Genomic DNA, 18472 nt, shown 5'->3' on the forward strand with positions numbered 1-18472 from the left:
GATAGCCTCTTAATATTGAGTATTAAATGTAGTAAAATTCTATTGTATATTAATTTAGGAGGGGTATTGTGGTTAAAATATTAATAGTTGAAGATAATAATAAACTAAGAAAATTAATTGATGTATATCTAAGTCACAATGGATATAAAACTTATAATGCAACAGATGGATTAGAGGCATTAGAGATAATAAATAACAACATGATAGATCTAGTAATATGTGATATCATGATGCCCAATATGGATGGCTTTGAGCTTGTAGAAGAATTAAGAACAATATATACTAATTTGCCAATACTTATAGTTACAGCAAAAGAAGCTAAAGAAGATAAAATACTAGGATTTAAACTAGGAATCGATGACTATATGGTAAAGCCAATAGATTTAGAAGAGCTATTAATGAGAGTTAAAGCATTACTTAGAAGAGCTAATATAAATAATGAACATAAATTAACCATAGGTGATCTTGTACTTGATTATGACAAGCTAACAGTTACAAAAGGTGATGATGTTACGGAACTTCCGCAAAAAGAATTTTATCTATTATATAAACTTCTTAGTTATCCTAACCAAATATTCACGCGTATTCAATTGATGGATGATATATGGGGAATGGATGCAAAAAGTGATGAGCAAACAGTAAATGTACATATAAGAAGATTAAGAGAAAAGTTTTCACATTACAGTGAATTTGAAATAGTAACAGTAAGAGGTCTTGGTTATAAGGCGGTAAGAGAAAATGACTAATTGTGTCAGAAAATTAAGAAACACTATAAAATTTAAATTTATAATAGCTTTTATTATTTCTATTATAATAGGAAATATACTATCATTTTTAATAGTTTCGCCGTATATAAATAGCAAAATAGAAAAAGTAATATACAACAGATATGAAAAAATAATTTCTGATTTAAGAAGTTCTGAAAACTATGAAGAAAAATTAGATGACATAATAAATACCTATGATGACCTAGGATATGCCTTAAGTATAAATAAAGATATAGAAGAATTAAATCTAACAAAACTTCAAAAAAAGGAGCTTCTTGAAGGAAATAAATCAATATATTTAGTAGTTCGTAAACCTAATGCTAAGGTAGTAGGAAAAATAGATGATGGTTATGTTACTTTAGAGTTGAGTCATTATTCAGACATAGTATATATTATAGCTACTCTAAATAAAGTGGTATTATTTATTAATATATTTATTTGTTCAATTATAATTAGCATTGTAATAAGAAAGCTTACAAGGCCAATTGAAAAATTAGCAGATGCTACAAATGAAATATCTTCAGGTAACTTTGATATAAAGATTGATATAAAAAGTAAAGATGAAGTAGGTATGCTCATAGATAAATTTAATTCTATGGCGAAGGATCTAAAGAATATAGAGTATATGCAAACAGATTTTATTAACAATGTATCTCATGAGTTTAAAACACCAATAGCAGCTATAGAAGGATTTGCAACTATACTAAAAAATACCAGCATATCAGAAGAGGAAAGGATAGAGTATTTAAATATTATAATTGATGAAGCTAGTAGGCTATCAGAATTATCATCTAATATACTAACCCTTTCAAAACTTGATAATATAGATAATTTTAAGGATAATAAAAAATTCTCTTTAGATGAGCAAATTAGAAAAACCGTTATATTACTTGAGAAAGAATGGTCTAATAAAAATATATCCTTTAATTTAAATCTATCAAAGATGTTTTATTACGGAAAAGAAGACTACTTAATGCAGGTATGGATAAACATTATTAATAATGCAATAAAGTTTTCAAGTGAAAATAGTGAAATTGATATAGATTGCTACAAAAACCCAGAGTATGCCTTTGTTAAAATAAAGGATTATGGTTGTGGAATGGATGAAGATACTATAAAGAGAGTATTCCATAAGTTTTATCAAGGAGATAGTTCTAGAAAAAGTGAGGGATATGGCTTGGGATTATCTATCTGTAAAAGAATAGTTGATTTATCTAAAGGAGAGATAAAGATAGATAGTAAGTTAGGTGAATATACTGAGATTTTAATAAGTCTACCTTATTAATAATATTTATAGGCACATTGGAGTAGAACTAGTTATGTGGGATTCTGACATAAGGAAATGATACTAATAGTCTTAGACATTTATAAAATTTGTCTAGGACTATTTTTTATGATTTTAATATCATATCTAATGAATAAAAAGCTATCAGAGTAAGTATGGTAAAATAATAATGTTAATGATTCACATATAAAGTATATGGTGGAAGATAAGGGGGATACATAATAATGAAAAAAGGAAGACTATACATATGGTTATTTGGAGTAAATTTATTTATTAGTACATTTACCTTTGGTGGCGGATATGTTGTAGTTCCAATGGTTAAAAAATATTTTGTTAATAAAGAACAGTTATTCAGTGAAGAAGAGCTTATGGATATGGCAGCAATTGCACAATCTACTCCAGGAGCAATTGCAATTAATCTATCATCACTAGCTGGCTATAGGGTTGCAGGGGTAATGGGTGTAGCAATAAGTAGCATTGCAGCTGTTATTCCACCACTTGTTATTTTAACTATAGTTTCTAAATGGTATGTAGCTTTTGCAGCTAATACTTTAATTGCAGCTGTTTTAAAAGGAATGCAAGCAGGTGTTGCAGCTTTAATTGTTGACCTTGTAATTGATATGACAAATATGATTACAAAGGAAGGTTCTATTCTTCTTACATTAATGATACCAGTATCATTTTTGGCTAGTTTTATATTTAATTTTAATGTAGCTATCATCCTTTTAGTATCTAGTTTACTCTGCATTATAAGGGTATGGTTAAAGGAAAAAAGGAGGGGGCAATAATGGGAATACTTTGGACACTATTAATTACTTTCATGAAAATTGGCTTATTTAGTATTGGTGGTGGATATGCAATTATTCCTCTAATTCAGGAGCAAGTAGTTGAACAATATGCTTGGGTTTCACAACAGGTTTTTACAGATATTATAACTATTTCTCAGATGACTCCAGGGCCATTAGCTGTAAATACATCAACCTTTGTTGGATTACAGATAGCAGGAATACCAGGAGCAATTATTGCAACCTTTGGATGTGTAATTGCTGGTATAAGTATTTCAGTGATATTATATAAATTTTTTCAGAAACATAAAGAATCTACATATGTATTTGAAGTATTAAATGGACTTAAATCAGCGTCTCTTGGTCTAATTATTTCTGCTAGTGCAACAATTTTACTATTAACATTTACTGGAGCATCAGAGATAAGCATGGATGTTAATATTGAGTGGGTTGCTGTTATTGTATTTGTAGGTTCATTATTAGTTTTAAGAAAGTATAAAATAAATCCAATAGTTCTTATGATTGTTACTGGGGTTATTGGTGGGATTTTTTATTACTAGTATAGATAATGAAGAAGGCTTAGTTTTTGTTAACTTCTTCATTAGTTTTAATAAGAAGTACTAAATTATAATTTAAATGAGGAGTATCTTATGAATAAGTTGAATTTTTTAGGAAGAGGTTCAGGAAGTATTTAGTATGTATCCATTTAAGGAGTATATCTTAAATGGAGGTGTTAAAAATGAAAATAAAAACTTTAGCAATTGATATTGGTCATAACCTAGATTGTGATTATGGAGCCATAGGTATAAGAAGAGAAGATGATCTTAATAGGGAAGTTGGTAATGGATTAATAGAAATATGTAGAGCTGTAGGGATTAATGTTATTAACTGCACACCTAGTAGTGCAAGTAGTCTTAGGGATTCATTGAGTCAAAGGTGTCTTGCTGCTAATAAGGCAGAAGCAGATTTCTTTATTTCTATTCATCATAATGCGTGTCCAGGAGGATATGGTGCAGAGGTGTTATGTTTAAAAGGAGGAGTAGCAGAAGAGGTAGGTAATGTTATTCTTAGTGAAATAAGTAAACTTGGATTAAGGAATAGAGGAGTTAAAGATAGAAGAGATCTTTATGTAATTAATAATACTAATATGAAAGCTATACTTATTGAATGTGCTTTTTGTGATAGTAAGACTGATATGACTGGATATAGCACGGAGAAAATGGCTGAGGCTATTTTTAACGGGATATGCAGGACTTTTGACATAAGTACTGTTTCTAGTGGGGATGGTGGGACAGGTTCTAAAATTTATCATACTGTTGTTAGTGGAGATACTTTGTGGGGAATTAGTAGGAGCTATGGAGTTAGTGTAGATAGATTGATTGAGATTAATGGGATTAGGGATAGGAATTTAATTAGTGTAGGTCAGAAAATTAGGATTAATTAGTTATAACTTAAAATCCCGGTAGCGGAGCTAATGCTTACTACCGGGATATTTATATCAATATAAATAATAAGTTTATTTTTACTATTACAATATTTTTAGTAATTCATTTTTGCTAATGACATAGAGTATTTTATATTCAATAATTAGGTAATTTCGTATTTCTCTAATACAGAAGATCTTAATTTTTTTCTTGCTCTTAATATTCTTAAGCTTACAGCGTTTGGTGTTAAATTTAATTGATTTGATATAGTAGTTATATCCTTCATTAGAAAGAAACGAAGTAAAAAGATTTCTTTATCAATCTTTTCAAAAGAATTTATATTTTGAATTATATCAATTAATTCATTCTTTGCAATATAATTCTTTTCAATATCATCAAAATTTGAATTAAGTTTCTTATTTAGAGAGGTATCCTTATAATGCTTCTTTTCTTTTTTTAAAATATCAATTGCTGTATACTTAGTTATTGAAGAAATCCAAGTTAAAAAATTACTTTTTTCAGGATCATATTGCTCTATTGAAATCCATATTTTTAATAGAACCTCATTAATACATTCCTTAGATAATTCTGAAGAGTTTAGATATTGGTAAGAAATTTTAAACAATAAATTTCCATAGCAATCTATTATAAAATTTAAGGCATCTTCATTTCTCATTCTAAGCTCATAAACAAGGTTTTTATCGTTTATCATTATATATCTCCATTTAATATTTATAGATTTAATAATTAACAACTGAAAGAATACCGAATATAATAACAAAAAGCATAAATATATAAGTGATAATTGCAACAGCAGATAATTTATTTGGTATGAAGTTACGTACACCATTAGAAACCAACAAATTATTGAATTTTAATAATTCATCATTAGTAGAATTTTTTTCGGGTATAAAATAATATACAGAGGACTGTGCATTTGTATCTGCTTTTACTTTCATTATTAAATTTTCTTGTGTTAATTTTAATCCATCAATATCTTTATTAGATATACCAACAAAATCTAATTGTGATATTGATATTCTTTTAGATGATATTACACGATAGAAGTTATCTAAAGAATAAATAATTATTTCATTTTTTGAAACATAAAGCTTATAGTAATAGGTACCACCGGCACTCCAATAAAAAGAAGAGTAGTTAGCAGCCATATCCTTACCAGCAAGGAAAATAGTATCATAAATAATATCATCTTTATTAAGAGGGCAGTCCTTATCAAGCTCATCTAACACTAATTTTCTGATTACTTCAGAATCTTTCATTTCATTTTCAAACTTAATTTCTGTGTCATCATCAATAGATAATTGAATAGATGAAGGAAGTTTATTATACTCCTTTAAGGTTTTACTTAAATTACTCTTTAGAATTTCTTTATCTTTCTTTGATAATTGTTCTTTGCCCATAAAAAACGCTCCTTTATAATTTCTTTATTTTGTAATATATTCGCATGAAATAGTAAAATCTTTCATGCCAAAATAAAAAAATATTTATATGAGATTGTAACTCCTTTCAGAAGAAATAATTCAAGTAAAGTAAATAGTAAATATAATATCATATCAAAAGAAAGAATACAACTTCCTTTTGATAAATGGATATGTTTTGAATTATATGGAAATTATAAAAGAAGAGAGGAAGTAGTATCTTTTGAACTAAATAAATTAATTTGTGCTTTAAAAGAGAAAAATATAATTACTAAAGCATTCCCTATAAGATATAAGGATACTTAAATACATATACTGCTAGAATGCTAAAAAATCATGGCCTAAAAAGGTTATATTAAATGAATAATAAAAGCGTGGCTTAGACCACGCTTTTATGTATTTTTTAAAGATATGCTGGAGTATCACTTAGTACAATACTATCCTGATATTCTCCTTCAGTTTCAAAAATAACTATTTTATTTTCGCCTTCTTTTAATAAAGTTGAAGGAATGTATAAGTAATTAGTAGGACCAATGTTCCAGAAACGACCTATATTAAATCCATTAACAAAGGCACAGCCCTTTCCAAAGTTCTTTGTGTGTAAGAAGGTGTCAGCTTTTTCATCCACATTAAAGGTATACTCATAAAAGGCCGGAACTTTTTCTTCATATCCAAGAGAAAAATCAACATTGCTTATATCTTCCATATCTAAGGAGTAATGATCCCAACCAGCATGGAAGTGAATATCTAGCATTACTCCGCCTTTTATACCCTTACGTTGTTTAGGGCTTACTAGGCTTGCACCATAGTTTATTCTACCTAAGTTTTCTACTAATACATCCATGATGTTATCAGTTTCTTTATCTAAAGTAAGAGGAATATTTTCTCCCATATTCTCTTTGTATTGAGTTACAATATGCTTTTGATTAATAAATACTTGAGCTCTATCATCACAATCAGCAAGTTTTGCCTTTTCAAAGCTACGTTTATTACCAATATTAGATCTATATAATATGTAACCAAAGTTTTGATCAAGCTTTTCCATATTTAAAGTTACATCATTATGAATAGGAGAAGCTATTTTATCTAAGGTATTAAATAAAGATACCTTGTTAGATAGATTAACTTTTCCATAGTTTTTAAACTTTATATTAGTAGATAGCTCTACATTTGGTATTGTAGTATATTTTGATATGACTTCCTTAAATTTATGATACTTTTCAGCAGGCGCACCCCATTCAGTTAAAGGAGCATCATAATCATAAGTAGTAGTTTGTGGATCTTGTCCATAATGGTAGCTACATCCATTATAGAAGCCAAAGTTAGTTCCACCATGGAACATATAAATATTCACATGACCTTCTTCAAGAATAGCATCTAATTCATTAGCAGCATCCTTAGCATCTCTTCTTTTAAACTCTCCACCCCAGTTATTAAACCATCCAATCCAGAATTCCATACACATTAGAGGGCCCTCAATATTATTATCCTCCATAAACTTTTTAAGATCGCCAATTTGTTCTTTAGATCTTGAACCAAAGTTTGCTGTTGGTAATATATCCTTGATAGTTCCAGCATCAAGGGCTTCTCTCCAAGCTCCATCAGAAGTAAATAATGGTACAGTAGTTCCATGTTTAATCATTAAATCCTTAATTGCATTAAGATATTTTTTATCATTTCCGAAAGAACCATATTCATTTTCAACCTGCATCATTAGTATAGGGCCACCATTAGTTATTTGAAGAGGAGCTATATGTTTAAATAACTCTGCAAAATAAGCATCCACAGCATTTAAGAATCCAGGATATGTGCTTCTAACTCTCATAGAATCATCTTTTAAAAGCCATGCAGGTAAGCCACCAAATTCCCATTCGGCACAGATATATGGAGTAGGTCTTAGAATTACATATAAACCTAATTCTTCAGCAGTTTTTATAAATTTAACAAAGTCCCTATCTCCAGAGAAATTAAATTCACCCTGCCGAGCTTCATGAAAGTTCCAAGGAATATAGGTTTCAACGCAGTTACAACCAAGAGATTTAAGCTTCTCTAATCTATCTCTCCAGTATTCAGGAACAATTCTAAAGTAGTGGAGAGCACCAGATATAATTTTTATTTTCTCATCATTTAAATAGAAATCCTCTTTTATTTCAAATTTACTCATAATATAAATCCTCCTAAATCTAATATCCTAAAATCTCTGGAACAACTAGTATTGTATATCTATCTTCAAATTTTCTTCCGTTATGTATGATAGATGTAAAGTTACAAATCCTATCTTTTACTTCGCAGTCACTACAATTACCAGTAATAGTACATGGAGTTTTGTGATTAATTCGCTTAGCATTTAGGATTGCAACCTCTTTAATTCTCCAATAACCTTCTTCTAAATCTGCAACTATTTTATTTACACCTACTACTATAATTACTTTACGTGGTCCAAATATCATTGCAGCAGCCCTATTTCCAGTAGAGTCTGTTACCATAAGCTCACCATCTTTTGTTATAGCATTTACAGTTGTAACAAGGTAATCTGCAAGGAGTGATTGTCTCATTATCTCTACAGTTTCAGTAAAAGGAACATCCTTATATCTATCAAATAGATTATAATTTTCACTTCTAAATGTATCTATAATATCTAATTGATTTAAGGTTACAGAACCACCTAAAGCAATAGAAGATCCTTCAGGAATCAATTCTAAAATCTTTTCCTTTGCACTATTCATATCTGGACAATATAATGCATTATAATATTTATCTTTTAAAATTTTTACAATGTTATTAGCTTCTAAGTCATATTTCCACCTTTGAACTTTATCCATAAAATCAACTCCTATAAATTTAATAATCTTCCTATTATTTATATAGCAATTACTGTGCCAATGTAGTGTCATAATTATAAAAATGACACTACATGATTAATAAGGAAATATTGTTTTTATATATAACACTATACAAAAAATAGAAACATGCTATAATAAAAAAAGTTATATGAGAATGTTTACAAAAGAGGGGAGCTTATTATGAAGATAAAAGAAAGAGTACATATGAACCTTGAAGAACTTAGTGAAAAAGCAATTGCAAATGGAGAAAAAGGGGTAACAGCTCAGGAGATTTCAGACATATTAAAGGTTCAAAGAAATGTAGTAAGTCAATATCTAAACGAGTTATGTAGAGAAGGACAAGCTATAAAGATTAATACGAGACCAGTTTATTTTATACATAGTAACTCAATGGTTAATAACAGGGAAATAGAAGAAAACAAGGATGCAAAGGATCCATTTATAAAACTAATAGGATACAATGGCAGCCTTAGGGAACAGGTTGAGCAGTGTAAAGCGGCAGCTGTATATCCTAATAAAGGGTTACCTATTACACTAACAGGAAATAGTGGTGTAGGTAAAAGTTATATAGCTAGTTTAATTTATGAATATGCATTATATAAGAAGGTAATAGATGAGTCTGCACCTTTTGTAACATTTAACTGTGCAGATTATGCTAATAACCCTGAGCTATTGTCAGCAAATCTTTTTGGATATAAAAAAGGAGCCTTTACTGGAGCAGAGAAGGATACAACAGGGCTAATAGAAGCTGCAGATGGTGGATATCTATTTTTAGATGAAGTTCATAGATTATCCCCGGAAGGACAGGAAAAGTTATTCTTATTCTTAGACCAAAGTAAATTTAGAAGAATAGGTGAAACAAATAAATGGAGATCAGCAAAGGTAAGATTTATTTTTGCAACAACAGAAGATTTAGATGAGGTTTTACTTGATACCTTTAGAAGAAGAATTCCAATTTTTGTGGAGATTCCTAGTCTTGATAAAAGAAATGTTTCTGAAAAATTAAGCATGATTTATAGTTTTTATTTAAATGAAGCAAAAGCAATTGATAGAGATCTAATTATAAATAGAAATGTTATAAATTCACTTATTTCTATTAAAGGTAATGGGAATATAGGTTTACTTAAAAATATTATAATTAGTAGTTGTGCAAATGCTTATAGAGATAGTAATGATGAAAAAGTAATAGAAATAAATATTAATAATTTACCAGGTGAATTTAAAAATACAACTAAATTAAAAAATATTTTATGTTATGAGAATATGAAAATATCTAGGGATGAGAATGATTTAAATGCTGTTCAGTATTTAAATAATAATGAAAATTCACTAATTAAAGATGAGATTCAAGTAATATTAAAGCATATTAAAAACTTAAATATATCAGTTATTAATAGAGAGAAGTTTAGAAAGTTAGCTAGTGGTAGCTTAAACAAAATCTTTAATGAAATGATATTTAATAATGACCATATAGAAAAGGACATACTTACTTATAAATTAATTTCTAATGTAGTGGATAATGCATTACTGTCATTACAACAAAGTTATGGAGTTAAGGTATATGGTAATAGTTCAAAGTTAATAACTTATGCACTAATAGTATTTAGAAACTTAAGTAATGAAGATAAGGTATTAGATTCTGATTATAAACAATATCTAAAAGTACTTAAGAAGAAGCTATCGAAAAACTATTTAATTACGAATAAGATGGTAGAGATAATTGAAGGAACACTAGATTATGAATGTAGTGATGTTTTAAAGATTTTCCTTACTTTATACTTTAATAAATTAGTGTCAGTAGATAAATGTAGGTGCAATGGTATCATAGTAGCTCATGGATATTCTACAGCTAGTAGTATAGCTTCTGTAGCCAATACATATTTTGAAGAATTTATATTTGAACCCTTTGATATGCCAATAGAAGTAACAACTATGACAGTAGCAAAAAGAATAAAAGAGTATTTAGCTAATGTTAATACAGATTGTGGAACTATAGTGTTAGTAGATATGGGATCCTTAAATGAAATATACAATGAGTTAAAGAATGTTGTTAATGGACATGTTGGTGTAATAAATAATATATCAACTAGATTAGCATTAGATGTAGCAAATAAGATTATAAACAATGAAGATATAGAAGAGATAGTAAAGAAATGCTCTGATAATAATAAAACAGAATATAGATTCTATAAAGCACCAATAAAGAAAAAGGCTATAGTAGTTACATGTATATCTGGAATTGGAACTGCAGAAAAGCTTAGGGGTATTTTAACTAAGTGCATAGGTGAAGCTGATATAGAAATAATAGCTAAAGATTACAATAGTGTAGTAAATATTAATAAGGGAGATTTTGAGAATGTAGGCTATGATGTAAAGCTTATAATATCTACTACACCCTTAGAGATTGAAGGAATTCAGGTGATGGAGCTACAAAATCTTATAAGTTCAGGTTCAGAAAGTGTAATAGAGGAAGTATTAGAGGGAGTAGTTAAAAAGAAGAACATAGATGAAATCAAAAATGATATGATAAAATTCTTCTCATTGCAAAATATATTAAATCAGTTAACTATATTAAATCCTGACAAAATAGTAGATGAGGTAGATAAGATAGTTAATAACTATCAAATGAGTTTAAATAAAAACTTTGAGGGGGATTTAAAATTAGCCTTATTTATTCATATAAGTATGCTAATTGAGAGGTTAGTTTTAAGAGAAAGTATAACGTCACATCCAGATGAAGATAAATTTAAACAGTGTCATAGTGACTTTATAGATTTGTCAGAAGAAATTTTTAGAGATGTACTAAAAGAGTATAGGGTGTCATTACCTATAGGGGAAATTGTCATTATACACGACATAATTAACTTTAGAATAGCTAGGACAAGAAATTTAGAAAATGAGGATTAAATAGTTTGAAATGGCTTGAATAGGTGGTTTGTGAAAAAAGTATGATTAAATTTCATACTTTTTTCATTTGTTATTTAAAAGTTGGCACGGAAGTTGCTATAAGTATAAGCAAGGAGGTGAAAGAGATGTATGAGATTTTAGTAATAAGTCACAGCACCTTATGTAAAGGATTTAACGAAGCAGTAGGAATGATACTAGGACCAGAAACATCAGTAGAGTGTTTAGCACTAGATGAGGAAGGGATAGAAATATTTCATGAAAAGCTTAAGAAAAAGATAGAGAAATTAAAGAGTCAAAATAAAGAGGTCTTAATACTTGCAGATTTATTTGGAGGGTCACCTTTTAACAGAGCCTTTTGTGAAGCAGGAAAAGACGAAAAAATAAAAGTTATAGCAGGGGTAAATTTATCTATGATAATTGAGGCTATTATGAACAAAACATCAAATTTAGATGAAGTAGTTCTTAATATAGTAGAATCTGCTAAGGGTTCGATAACACAAGGTATTATATTAAACAATAATAATTTAGATGATGAATAGGGAGGAATTTTAAAATGGATGTACAAGTATGGCAAATTATCGCAGTAACAGTATTTATAGTTATTGCACAATATGATGGGTTAAATACATGTTTTGGTTTAGCTAAGCCAACAGTTGCTGGTGGAATAGCTGGTTTACTACTAGGAGATATGCAAACAGGATTGTTTGTAGGTGGTACCCTTAACTTAATGTCTTTAGGGGTTGGTAACTTTGGTGGAGCGGTAATACCTGACTACACTAGTGGAGCAGTTTTAGGAGCAGCATTTGCAATAATGTCTGGTCAAGATGCAGAACTTGGAATTTCATTAGGTATCCCAGTTGCATTATTACTTACTCAATTAGATATATTAGCAAGATTCTCAAATACATTTATTCATCAAAAAGCAACTAAAGCTGCTAAAGAAGGTAATTATAAGTTAATGGAAAAGATGAACTTATTAGGATTACTTCCTTGGGCTTTATCTAGAGCAGTACCAGTAGCTCTTGGATTATCATTAGGAACAGCATTCGTTCAAGGGATAGTAGATAACATGCCATTATGGTTAATGGGTGGATTAAAAACTGCTGGATCAATAGTACCAGCATTAGGAGTTGCTATATTACTTAAGTATTTATCAATCAAGAAGTATGTTGCATATTTATTAATAGGCTTCGCTTTAGCAGCATATTTAGGAGTACCAATGCTTGGAATATCATTCATAGGTTTAGCTTTAGCATTAATGACATATGAAAGAAGACAAGAAGGAGCAGTTTCAATAGTTGGTGGAGGAGATGACGAAGATGAGTAAAAAAGTATCTAAAAAAACAATGGACAGAGTCTTTAAGAGATGGTTATTTGGAGTTCATACATGTTGGAACTATGAAACAATGCAAGGTCTAGGATATGGATACGCAATGTTACCAGCATTAGAAGAAATATATGGTGATGATAAAGAAGGATTACAAGAAGCGGTAGAAAATAATACTCAATTCTTTAATACTAATGCTACAACAGGATCATTAATTGTAGGTGCTGCATTAGCTTTAGAAGAAGAAGGAAAGGATGCAAGAGAAGCAGTAACAGCTATAAAGACTGGATTAATGGGACCTTTAGCAGGTGTAGGAGATACTTTATTCACAGTTTTACCTAATACAGTAATTGGATCAATTGCAGCATACATGGCACTAGAAGGAAATCCAATCGGTATATTCTTATGGATAGCATTTAATATCTTAAGATTATTCTGTATGAAGAAGTTTATGAAAATTGGTTATGAGCAAGGAAGTAAACTTGTTGGTTCAATTGGTGGTATGTTAAAGAATATTACTGAAGCGGCTAATATTTTAGGTATCACAGTAGTTGGAGCATTAGTACCAAGTGTTATAAATGTAAAGTTTAAATTTGAGTGGCAAAATGGTGAGGTATTATTTAAACTACAAGATATTGCAGATAAGATAATGCCAGGCTTAGCACCAGTTGCTGTAGTAGGATTTACTTACTGGTTACTTGGAAGAAAAGGAATGACTTCAACTAAAGTAATATTCATATTGATGGCATTAGGAATTGTATTACATAACTTAAAGGTATTCGTATAAAAATAGAAAATAAATTAATGACAATAAATTAATGACTTTGGAGGGATGAACAATGAAAGGGATAGTTCACATTAGAATAGATGATAGATTAATACATGGACAAGTTGCTACTAGGTGGTCAACAGGTTTAGGTGTAGGAAGAATAATGGTAGCAAATGATGCTGTTGCAGCAGATGATATGCAAAAAGGAATATTAAGGATGGTGGCTCCTCCAGGAATAGCTACATCAATAATATCTAAGGAAAAAGCAGCTACTAATATTTTAGCTGGAAAGTATGCAGCACAAAAAGTATTAATGGTTCTAAAAAATCCAATGGATGCATTAGATTTAATGGATAAAGGATTAGAAATAAAAGAAATAAATGTTGGTAACATGGCTAAGAGAGAAGGAACAGTACAAATTAAGAAATCTGTAAGTGTTACTGAAGAAGAGTATAAAGCTTTCAAGGAATTATTAGATAGAGGTGTTAAGCTAACAGCTAGAATGGTACCTGATGAGGCAGATATACTATTAGATGAATTCTTAAGCAAAGCAAGCTTTTAAAAATTAGGGGGAGCCATTAGGGTTCCCCCTTTTTAACTATAAATGAATTGGAGTGGTGAAGAATATGTTTAGAAATTTAGTAATAGAAGAATTAAAAAATAAAGAAACTTTTGAGAAGTATGAATTATTAAGTCCTGAAGAAATAAAAAAGGGACTAGATATAGTAATTAAAAATATAGATGAAAATTTAGATAGATATATAAATAAGTTTCCAAGTGCATGTACCACAAATTTAAAATATAGGGTTAAAGATAATGATGACTGGACTAATGGTTTTTGGACAGGAATCTTATGGTTAGCTTATGAATATACAGGAGATGAAAAATATAAGAAGGTAGCACAAATTCATACTGATAACTTCGAAGAGAGATATAAGAATGATTTCGTTTTAAACCATCATGATATTGGATTTTTATATTCTCTTTCAGTAGTAGCTGATTATAAGATAACAGGAAGTGAAAGAGCTAGAGAATTAGGTATAAAAGCAGCAACAAAATTAAAGGGAAGATATCAAGAAAAGGGTGAGTTTATTCAAGCTTGGGGAAATCTAGGTGAAGAAAGTGAATACAGATTAATAATAGATTGTTTTTTAAACTTACCAATATTATATTGGGCATATGAAGAAACTAAAGATGATTCATTCTTAGAAATTGCAAATAAGCATTTTAATACTGCTATACATAATGTTATTAGAGAAGATTCTTCAACATATCATACATATTACTTTGATAAAGAAACAGGTAAGCCTACAAAGGGTGCAACTCATCAAGGATATAAAAATGATTCATGTTGGGCAAGGGGACAAGCTTGGGCAATATTAGGTATGCCTATAAATTACAGATACAATAAGAATGAAATTTCCAAGGAAATATTTGAGGCAGTAACAAATTACTACTTAAATAGATTACCAGAAGATTTGATTCCTTATTGGGATCTAACATTTACAGCTGAAGATAATGAACCAAGAGATTCATCATCAGCAGTTATAACTGCTTGTGGAATATTTGAGAGAAATAAGTTTGATGAAAACTATAATAATAAAGATGTTTATACAAGATCAGCTCATGAGATGCTTAGAAACTTAATAAATAACTACACAACTGTTAATGAAGATTCAGATGGAGTTCTAATGCATGGAGTATATTCATGGCAACACAATAAAGGGGTAGATGAATGTAATTTATGGGGAGATTATTTCTTTATGGAAGCTCTAATGAGATTACATAAGAGGGACTGGAGGTTATATTGGTAAAATGAGAATTTTCGATGTACTGGATTTAGAATTTAAAGGACTAGAAAAGGTTAAAGCTTCATATGAAGCAGGAGATTTTATCAAAGGAAAAGAGGAATTAAAAAAGTACTTTTGTAGTAGAAATTCAGTAAAAGCATTTATAGATAATGAAAAAGCTATAGTGGATTATGCTAAGGAAAATCACAGTGATGATATAAATAGAACTATTAATATAGCAGAGGAAGTTCTAAGAAAAGAATTTAGATTTACGCTACCTTGGGAAATGGAAAGATGCTATGACACTGTTAAGTTTGGTGAAGAAATTAATTGGTCATTAAATCCGTATAAGGATAACGAGTGGACCTTTATGTTAAGTAGACATAGATTTTTCACTTCCTTAACAGAAGGGTATTTATATACAGGTGATAGAAAGTATATTGGAGCTATGACTTATCTAATGAATGACTGGATAGATAATAATAAGGATATAGATGCCTTAAAAAATACCACATGGAGAACTATCGAAGCTGGAATAAGAATTAAGAATTGGGTTAAATCCTTAGAGGTTCTATTTAATAATAGTGAAATAGGTGAGGATTTGCTATGTAAGGTTTTAGTATCCATTAATGATCATTTAGTTTATTTACATGAAAATAATAAGCCTGAAAGAATTTTAAGTAATTGGATTATATTAGAACAACAAGGAGCTTTCATTGCACAAAGATTTTTCCCAGAGTTAAAGGTATCTAAATTATACAACAAGGAATCTATTAAGACCCTAGAAGATGCCATCAATATTCAAGTAGTTGAAGATGGCCTACATTGGGAGCAATCCTTCCAATATCATAATGAAATGCTTAAGTGTTTCTTAGAGATTCTAGCAATAGCAGAAAAAAATAATATTGAGATTTCAAATTCAATAAAGAAAAAAGTAAAGGATATGCTATATGCAACTTTATATATAATGAAACCAAATCACTGTCAAAGTAATTATGGAGATAGTGATGAAGAGGATTTAAGGGATTTAATGAATTTTGGAGCAATTATCTTTAAAGATTCTATATTAAAGAGATATGGAAATAAAAAAATAGATTTAAATACATTATTAACTTATGGTTCTAAGGGAATAGAAAAATTTGATTCCTTAGAAAAGCTTGAATTAGATGAAGTGTCAAAAGCTTTTGAAGATACGGGGCTATATTTCATGAGAACTGGCTTTGGTGAAGAAGATTCTTACAGCATGTTTAAGTGTGGATTTTTAGGAAGTGGTCATGGTCATAGTGATACACTACATCTTGAAATTAACTGCAAAGGTGAAGATATCTTAATTGATTCAGGAAGATTTACTTATTCTCCAGATAAAGAAGAAAGAATTGAGCTTAAAAGACCTAAGAGCCATAATACAAATATTATAAATGATAGTGATTTTACAGTATGTACAAGCTCCTGGAGTAATAGTGCAGTAGCAACTCCCCTAAAGGGTTTACATAAATTTAAAGAAAATTATGATTTTGTTGAAGGTGGACATTTAGGATATATAAATAGTAGTAAGCCTACAGTGGTTAATAGAAAAGTATTATTTATAAAACCTGATATCTGGGTAGTTAGTGATGAGTTCTTTACTAATGAAGAGAATAAGTATACTCAGTTCTATAACTTTAATAAGGAAGAGGTTGAGGTAATTTCTAAGAATAAGCTTAAATACTCAGGTGATAAAATTAATTTCTATATTGAAAATATTAGTAATGAAGGCGAATTCTTAATAGAAGATAACTTTGTTTCAAAGAATTATAATGAAGGATATAAAAGTACCAGAGGAATTTTCAATTTTAATAGTAAAGGTAATTCCTTTATTAACACTGTAATGTATGGTGTTAATAAAGATGAATGCCATAAAGCTAATATTGAAGCAGTTGATATATTTGATTGGCAAGGAAAGAAGATGCCGAAAGATATAGTAGAAGGAATTTCAATAGATATTAATAATAAGAAATACACCCTATTGTTAGTTCATAGAGAAGATCCGAAAGGAAGGAAATTATACATTATAAATGGGCATAGAGTTTATGGTAGAGTAGCTGTTATAAAAGAAGATGACAATAAAATAGAAACAGAGATATTGGCATACTAAAAAAAATATACTGTGACAGTGTCATAGTAGAATAAAATAGTGTCATTAAAAAATAAAAATACCCCCTACAAAGCAAGTTATATAGCCAAAGTTATTGTAATGATAAACTTGGCATGTAACTTGCTTTAATTATATTACAGAATAAATAATAGGGAGGAATTTATAATGGATATAAGATATTCAGTAGGTCCAGATGAATTAAAAACTTTAAATACAGAGGAATTAAGAAAGAAATATTTAATAGAAGAAATTTTCCAAGATAATGCATTAACAGTTACTTACTGCAATGACGATAGAATAATGGTATTAGGGGCAAAGCCTTTAGATGCTAAAGTTGAGATAAATATTTCTGAAGAAATAGGAAGTGACTATTTCCTACAAAATAGAGAAATGGCTGTAATTAATATTGGTGGAGAAGGAACTATCATTTTAGATGGCGTTGAACATGAAATGGTTCAATATGATGGTATGTACATAGGAAAAGGAACTAAGGAAATTGCTTTCTTAAGTAAGGATGCTAAAAATCCAGCTAAGTTCTATATGAATAGCGCATCAGCTCATAAAGAATACCCAACAGTAAAGGTTGCATTTAAGGATGCTAATCCAACTAAAATGGGATCAGAAAAAGAAATGAATAAGAGAACAATATATAAATACGTAGACCCAAGTGTTTGCGAAAGTTGTCAACTTCTAATGGGAATGACTGTCTTAGAAGAAGGTAGTGGTTGGAATACAATGCCTGTACATTTACATCCAAGAAGAATGGAAGTTTATTTCTACTTCAACATGGAAGAAAACACAAGAGTATTCCACCTAGTTGGTAAGCCAGATGAAACTAGACACATAGTAATGTCTAATGAACAAGCAACAATTTCACCAAATTGGTCAATACATTCAGGAACTGGAACAAGCAATTATACATTCATATGGGGAATGTGTGGAGAAAATAAAAACTACGGTGACTTACAACCAGTTGATAGTAAGTTATTAAAGTAATTGGAG

Annotated in this window: 17 protein-coding genes; 13 read left to right on the forward strand and 4 right to left on the reverse strand. The window is 29.5% G+C overall.

The genetic code is table 11. The annotated features are described in order from the left end of the window. Nucleotides 1-68: 68 nt before the first annotated feature. The 5 genes from ACSYT2_RS02665 to ACSYT2_RS02685 all read left to right on the forward strand — a co-directional run bounded on the left by ACSYT2_RS02665 (nucleotide 69) and on the right by ACSYT2_RS02685 (nucleotide 4281). Entirely contained in the window at nucleotides 69-746 is a 678-nt protein-coding gene (locus ACSYT2_RS02665; RefSeq protein ID WP_430857251.1) for a response regulator transcription factor, read from the forward strand. Then, nucleotides 739-2052: a HAMP domain-containing sensor histidine kinase gene (locus ACSYT2_RS02670; RefSeq protein ID WP_438383288.1), complete on the forward strand. Its 1314-nt coding sequence runs from the start codon at nucleotides 739-741 to the stop codon at nucleotides 2050-2052. The genes ACSYT2_RS02665 and ACSYT2_RS02670 overlap by 8 nt, the downstream gene beginning before the upstream one ends. A 224-nt stretch (nucleotides 2053-2276) precedes the next feature. Next, nucleotides 2277-2840: a chromate transporter gene (locus tag ACSYT2_RS02675; protein WP_430857253.1), complete on the forward strand. Its 564-nt coding sequence runs from the start codon at nucleotides 2277-2279 to the stop codon at nucleotides 2838-2840. Further along, on the forward strand, nucleotides 2840-3397 hold the full coding sequence (locus tag ACSYT2_RS02680) for a chromate transporter (protein WP_430857254.1): 558 nt from the start codon (nucleotides 2840-2842) through the stop codon (nucleotides 3395-3397). Before ACSYT2_RS02675 ends, ACSYT2_RS02680 begins: the two co-directional genes overlap by 1 nt. A gap of 179 nt (nucleotides 3398-3576) precedes the next feature. Further along, a complete protein-coding gene (locus ACSYT2_RS02685; RefSeq protein WP_438383291.1) occupies nucleotides 3577-4281 on the forward strand; it encodes an N-acetylmuramoyl-L-alanine amidase in 705 nt (234 codons plus the stop codon). Between the two features lie 143 nt (nucleotides 4282-4424). On the opposite strand, the gene ACSYT2_RS02690 is transcribed toward ACSYT2_RS02685, so the two are convergent. The 4 genes from ACSYT2_RS02690 to ACSYT2_RS02705 form a co-directional block, all read right to left on the reverse strand. Continuing rightward, a complete protein-coding gene (locus ACSYT2_RS02690; RefSeq protein ID WP_438383293.1) occupies nucleotides 4425-4973 on the reverse strand; it encodes a sigma-70 family RNA polymerase sigma factor in 549 nt (182 codons plus the stop codon). A 28-nt stretch (nucleotides 4974-5001) separates the two neighbouring features. After that, a complete protein-coding gene (locus ACSYT2_RS02695) occupies nucleotides 5002-5682 on the reverse strand; it encodes a hypothetical protein (protein ID WP_438383295.1) in 681 nt (226 codons plus the stop codon). 421 nt (nucleotides 5683-6103) lie between these two features. Then, nucleotides 6104-7864, reverse strand: coding sequence for a glycoside hydrolase family 35 protein (locus ACSYT2_RS02700; protein WP_438383296.1), 1761 nt, complete (start codon nucleotides 7862-7864; stop codon nucleotides 6104-6106). A 19-nt stretch (nucleotides 7865-7883) separates the two neighbouring features. Continuing rightward, nucleotides 7884-8522, reverse strand: a complete 639-nt coding sequence (locus ACSYT2_RS02705) for a lactate utilization protein (protein ID WP_438383298.1) — start codon at nucleotides 8520-8522, stop codon at nucleotides 7884-7886. Between the two features lie 201 nt (nucleotides 8523-8723). On the opposite strand from ACSYT2_RS02705, the gene ACSYT2_RS02710 reads away from it, so the two are divergent. The 8 genes from ACSYT2_RS02710 to kduI all read left to right on the forward strand — a co-directional run bounded on the left by ACSYT2_RS02710 (nucleotide 8724) and on the right by kduI (nucleotide 18466). After that, nucleotides 8724-11450, forward strand: coding sequence for a sigma-54-dependent transcriptional regulator (locus tag ACSYT2_RS02710; RefSeq protein ID WP_438383299.1), 2727 nt, complete (start codon nucleotides 8724-8726; stop codon nucleotides 11448-11450). Nucleotides 11451-11575: 125 nt separating this feature from the next. Continuing rightward, on the forward strand, nucleotides 11576-11989 hold the full coding sequence (locus ACSYT2_RS02715) for a PTS sugar transporter subunit IIA (RefSeq protein ID WP_438383300.1): 414 nt from the start codon (nucleotides 11576-11578) through the stop codon (nucleotides 11987-11989). Nucleotides 11990-12003: 14 nt separating this feature from the next. Beyond that, nucleotides 12004-12777 (forward strand): PTS mannose/fructose/sorbose/N-acetylgalactosamine transporter subunit IIC, encoded by a 774-nt coding sequence (locus ACSYT2_RS02720; protein WP_438383302.1) that lies wholly within the window; start codon nucleotides 12004-12006, stop codon nucleotides 12775-12777. After that, nucleotides 12770-13564: a PTS system mannose/fructose/sorbose family transporter subunit IID gene (locus tag ACSYT2_RS02725; RefSeq protein ID WP_438383304.1), complete on the forward strand. Its 795-nt coding sequence runs from the start codon at nucleotides 12770-12772 to the stop codon at nucleotides 13562-13564. The genes ACSYT2_RS02720 and ACSYT2_RS02725 overlap by 8 nt, the downstream gene beginning before the upstream one ends. Nucleotides 13565-13616: 52 nt before the next feature. Continuing rightward, complete coding sequence (locus ACSYT2_RS02730) at nucleotides 13617-14108, forward strand: PTS sugar transporter subunit IIB (protein ID WP_438383306.1); 492 nt, start codon at nucleotides 13617-13619, stop codon at nucleotides 14106-14108. Nucleotides 14109-14172: 64 nt separating this feature from the next. After that, nucleotides 14173-15360, forward strand: coding sequence for a glycoside hydrolase family 88 protein (locus ACSYT2_RS02735; RefSeq protein WP_438383308.1), 1188 nt, complete (start codon nucleotides 14173-14175; stop codon nucleotides 15358-15360). A gap of 1 nt (nucleotide 15361) precedes the next feature. Beyond that, on the forward strand, nucleotides 15362-17470 hold the full coding sequence (locus ACSYT2_RS02740) for an alginate lyase family protein (protein WP_438383310.1): 2109 nt from the start codon (nucleotides 15362-15364) through the stop codon (nucleotides 17468-17470). 165 nt (nucleotides 17471-17635) lie between these two features. Beyond that, nucleotides 17636-18466, forward strand: a complete 831-nt coding sequence (kduI, locus tag ACSYT2_RS02745; protein ID WP_430857274.1) for a 5-dehydro-4-deoxy-D-glucuronate isomerase — start codon at nucleotides 17636-17638, stop codon at nucleotides 18464-18466. Nucleotides 18467-18472: the final 6 nt, after the last annotated feature.

The sequence above is a fragment of the Clostridium zhoujianii genome (assembly GCF_051590805.1).
Lineage (GTDB): Bacteria > Bacillota > Clostridia > Clostridiales > Clostridiaceae > Clostridium.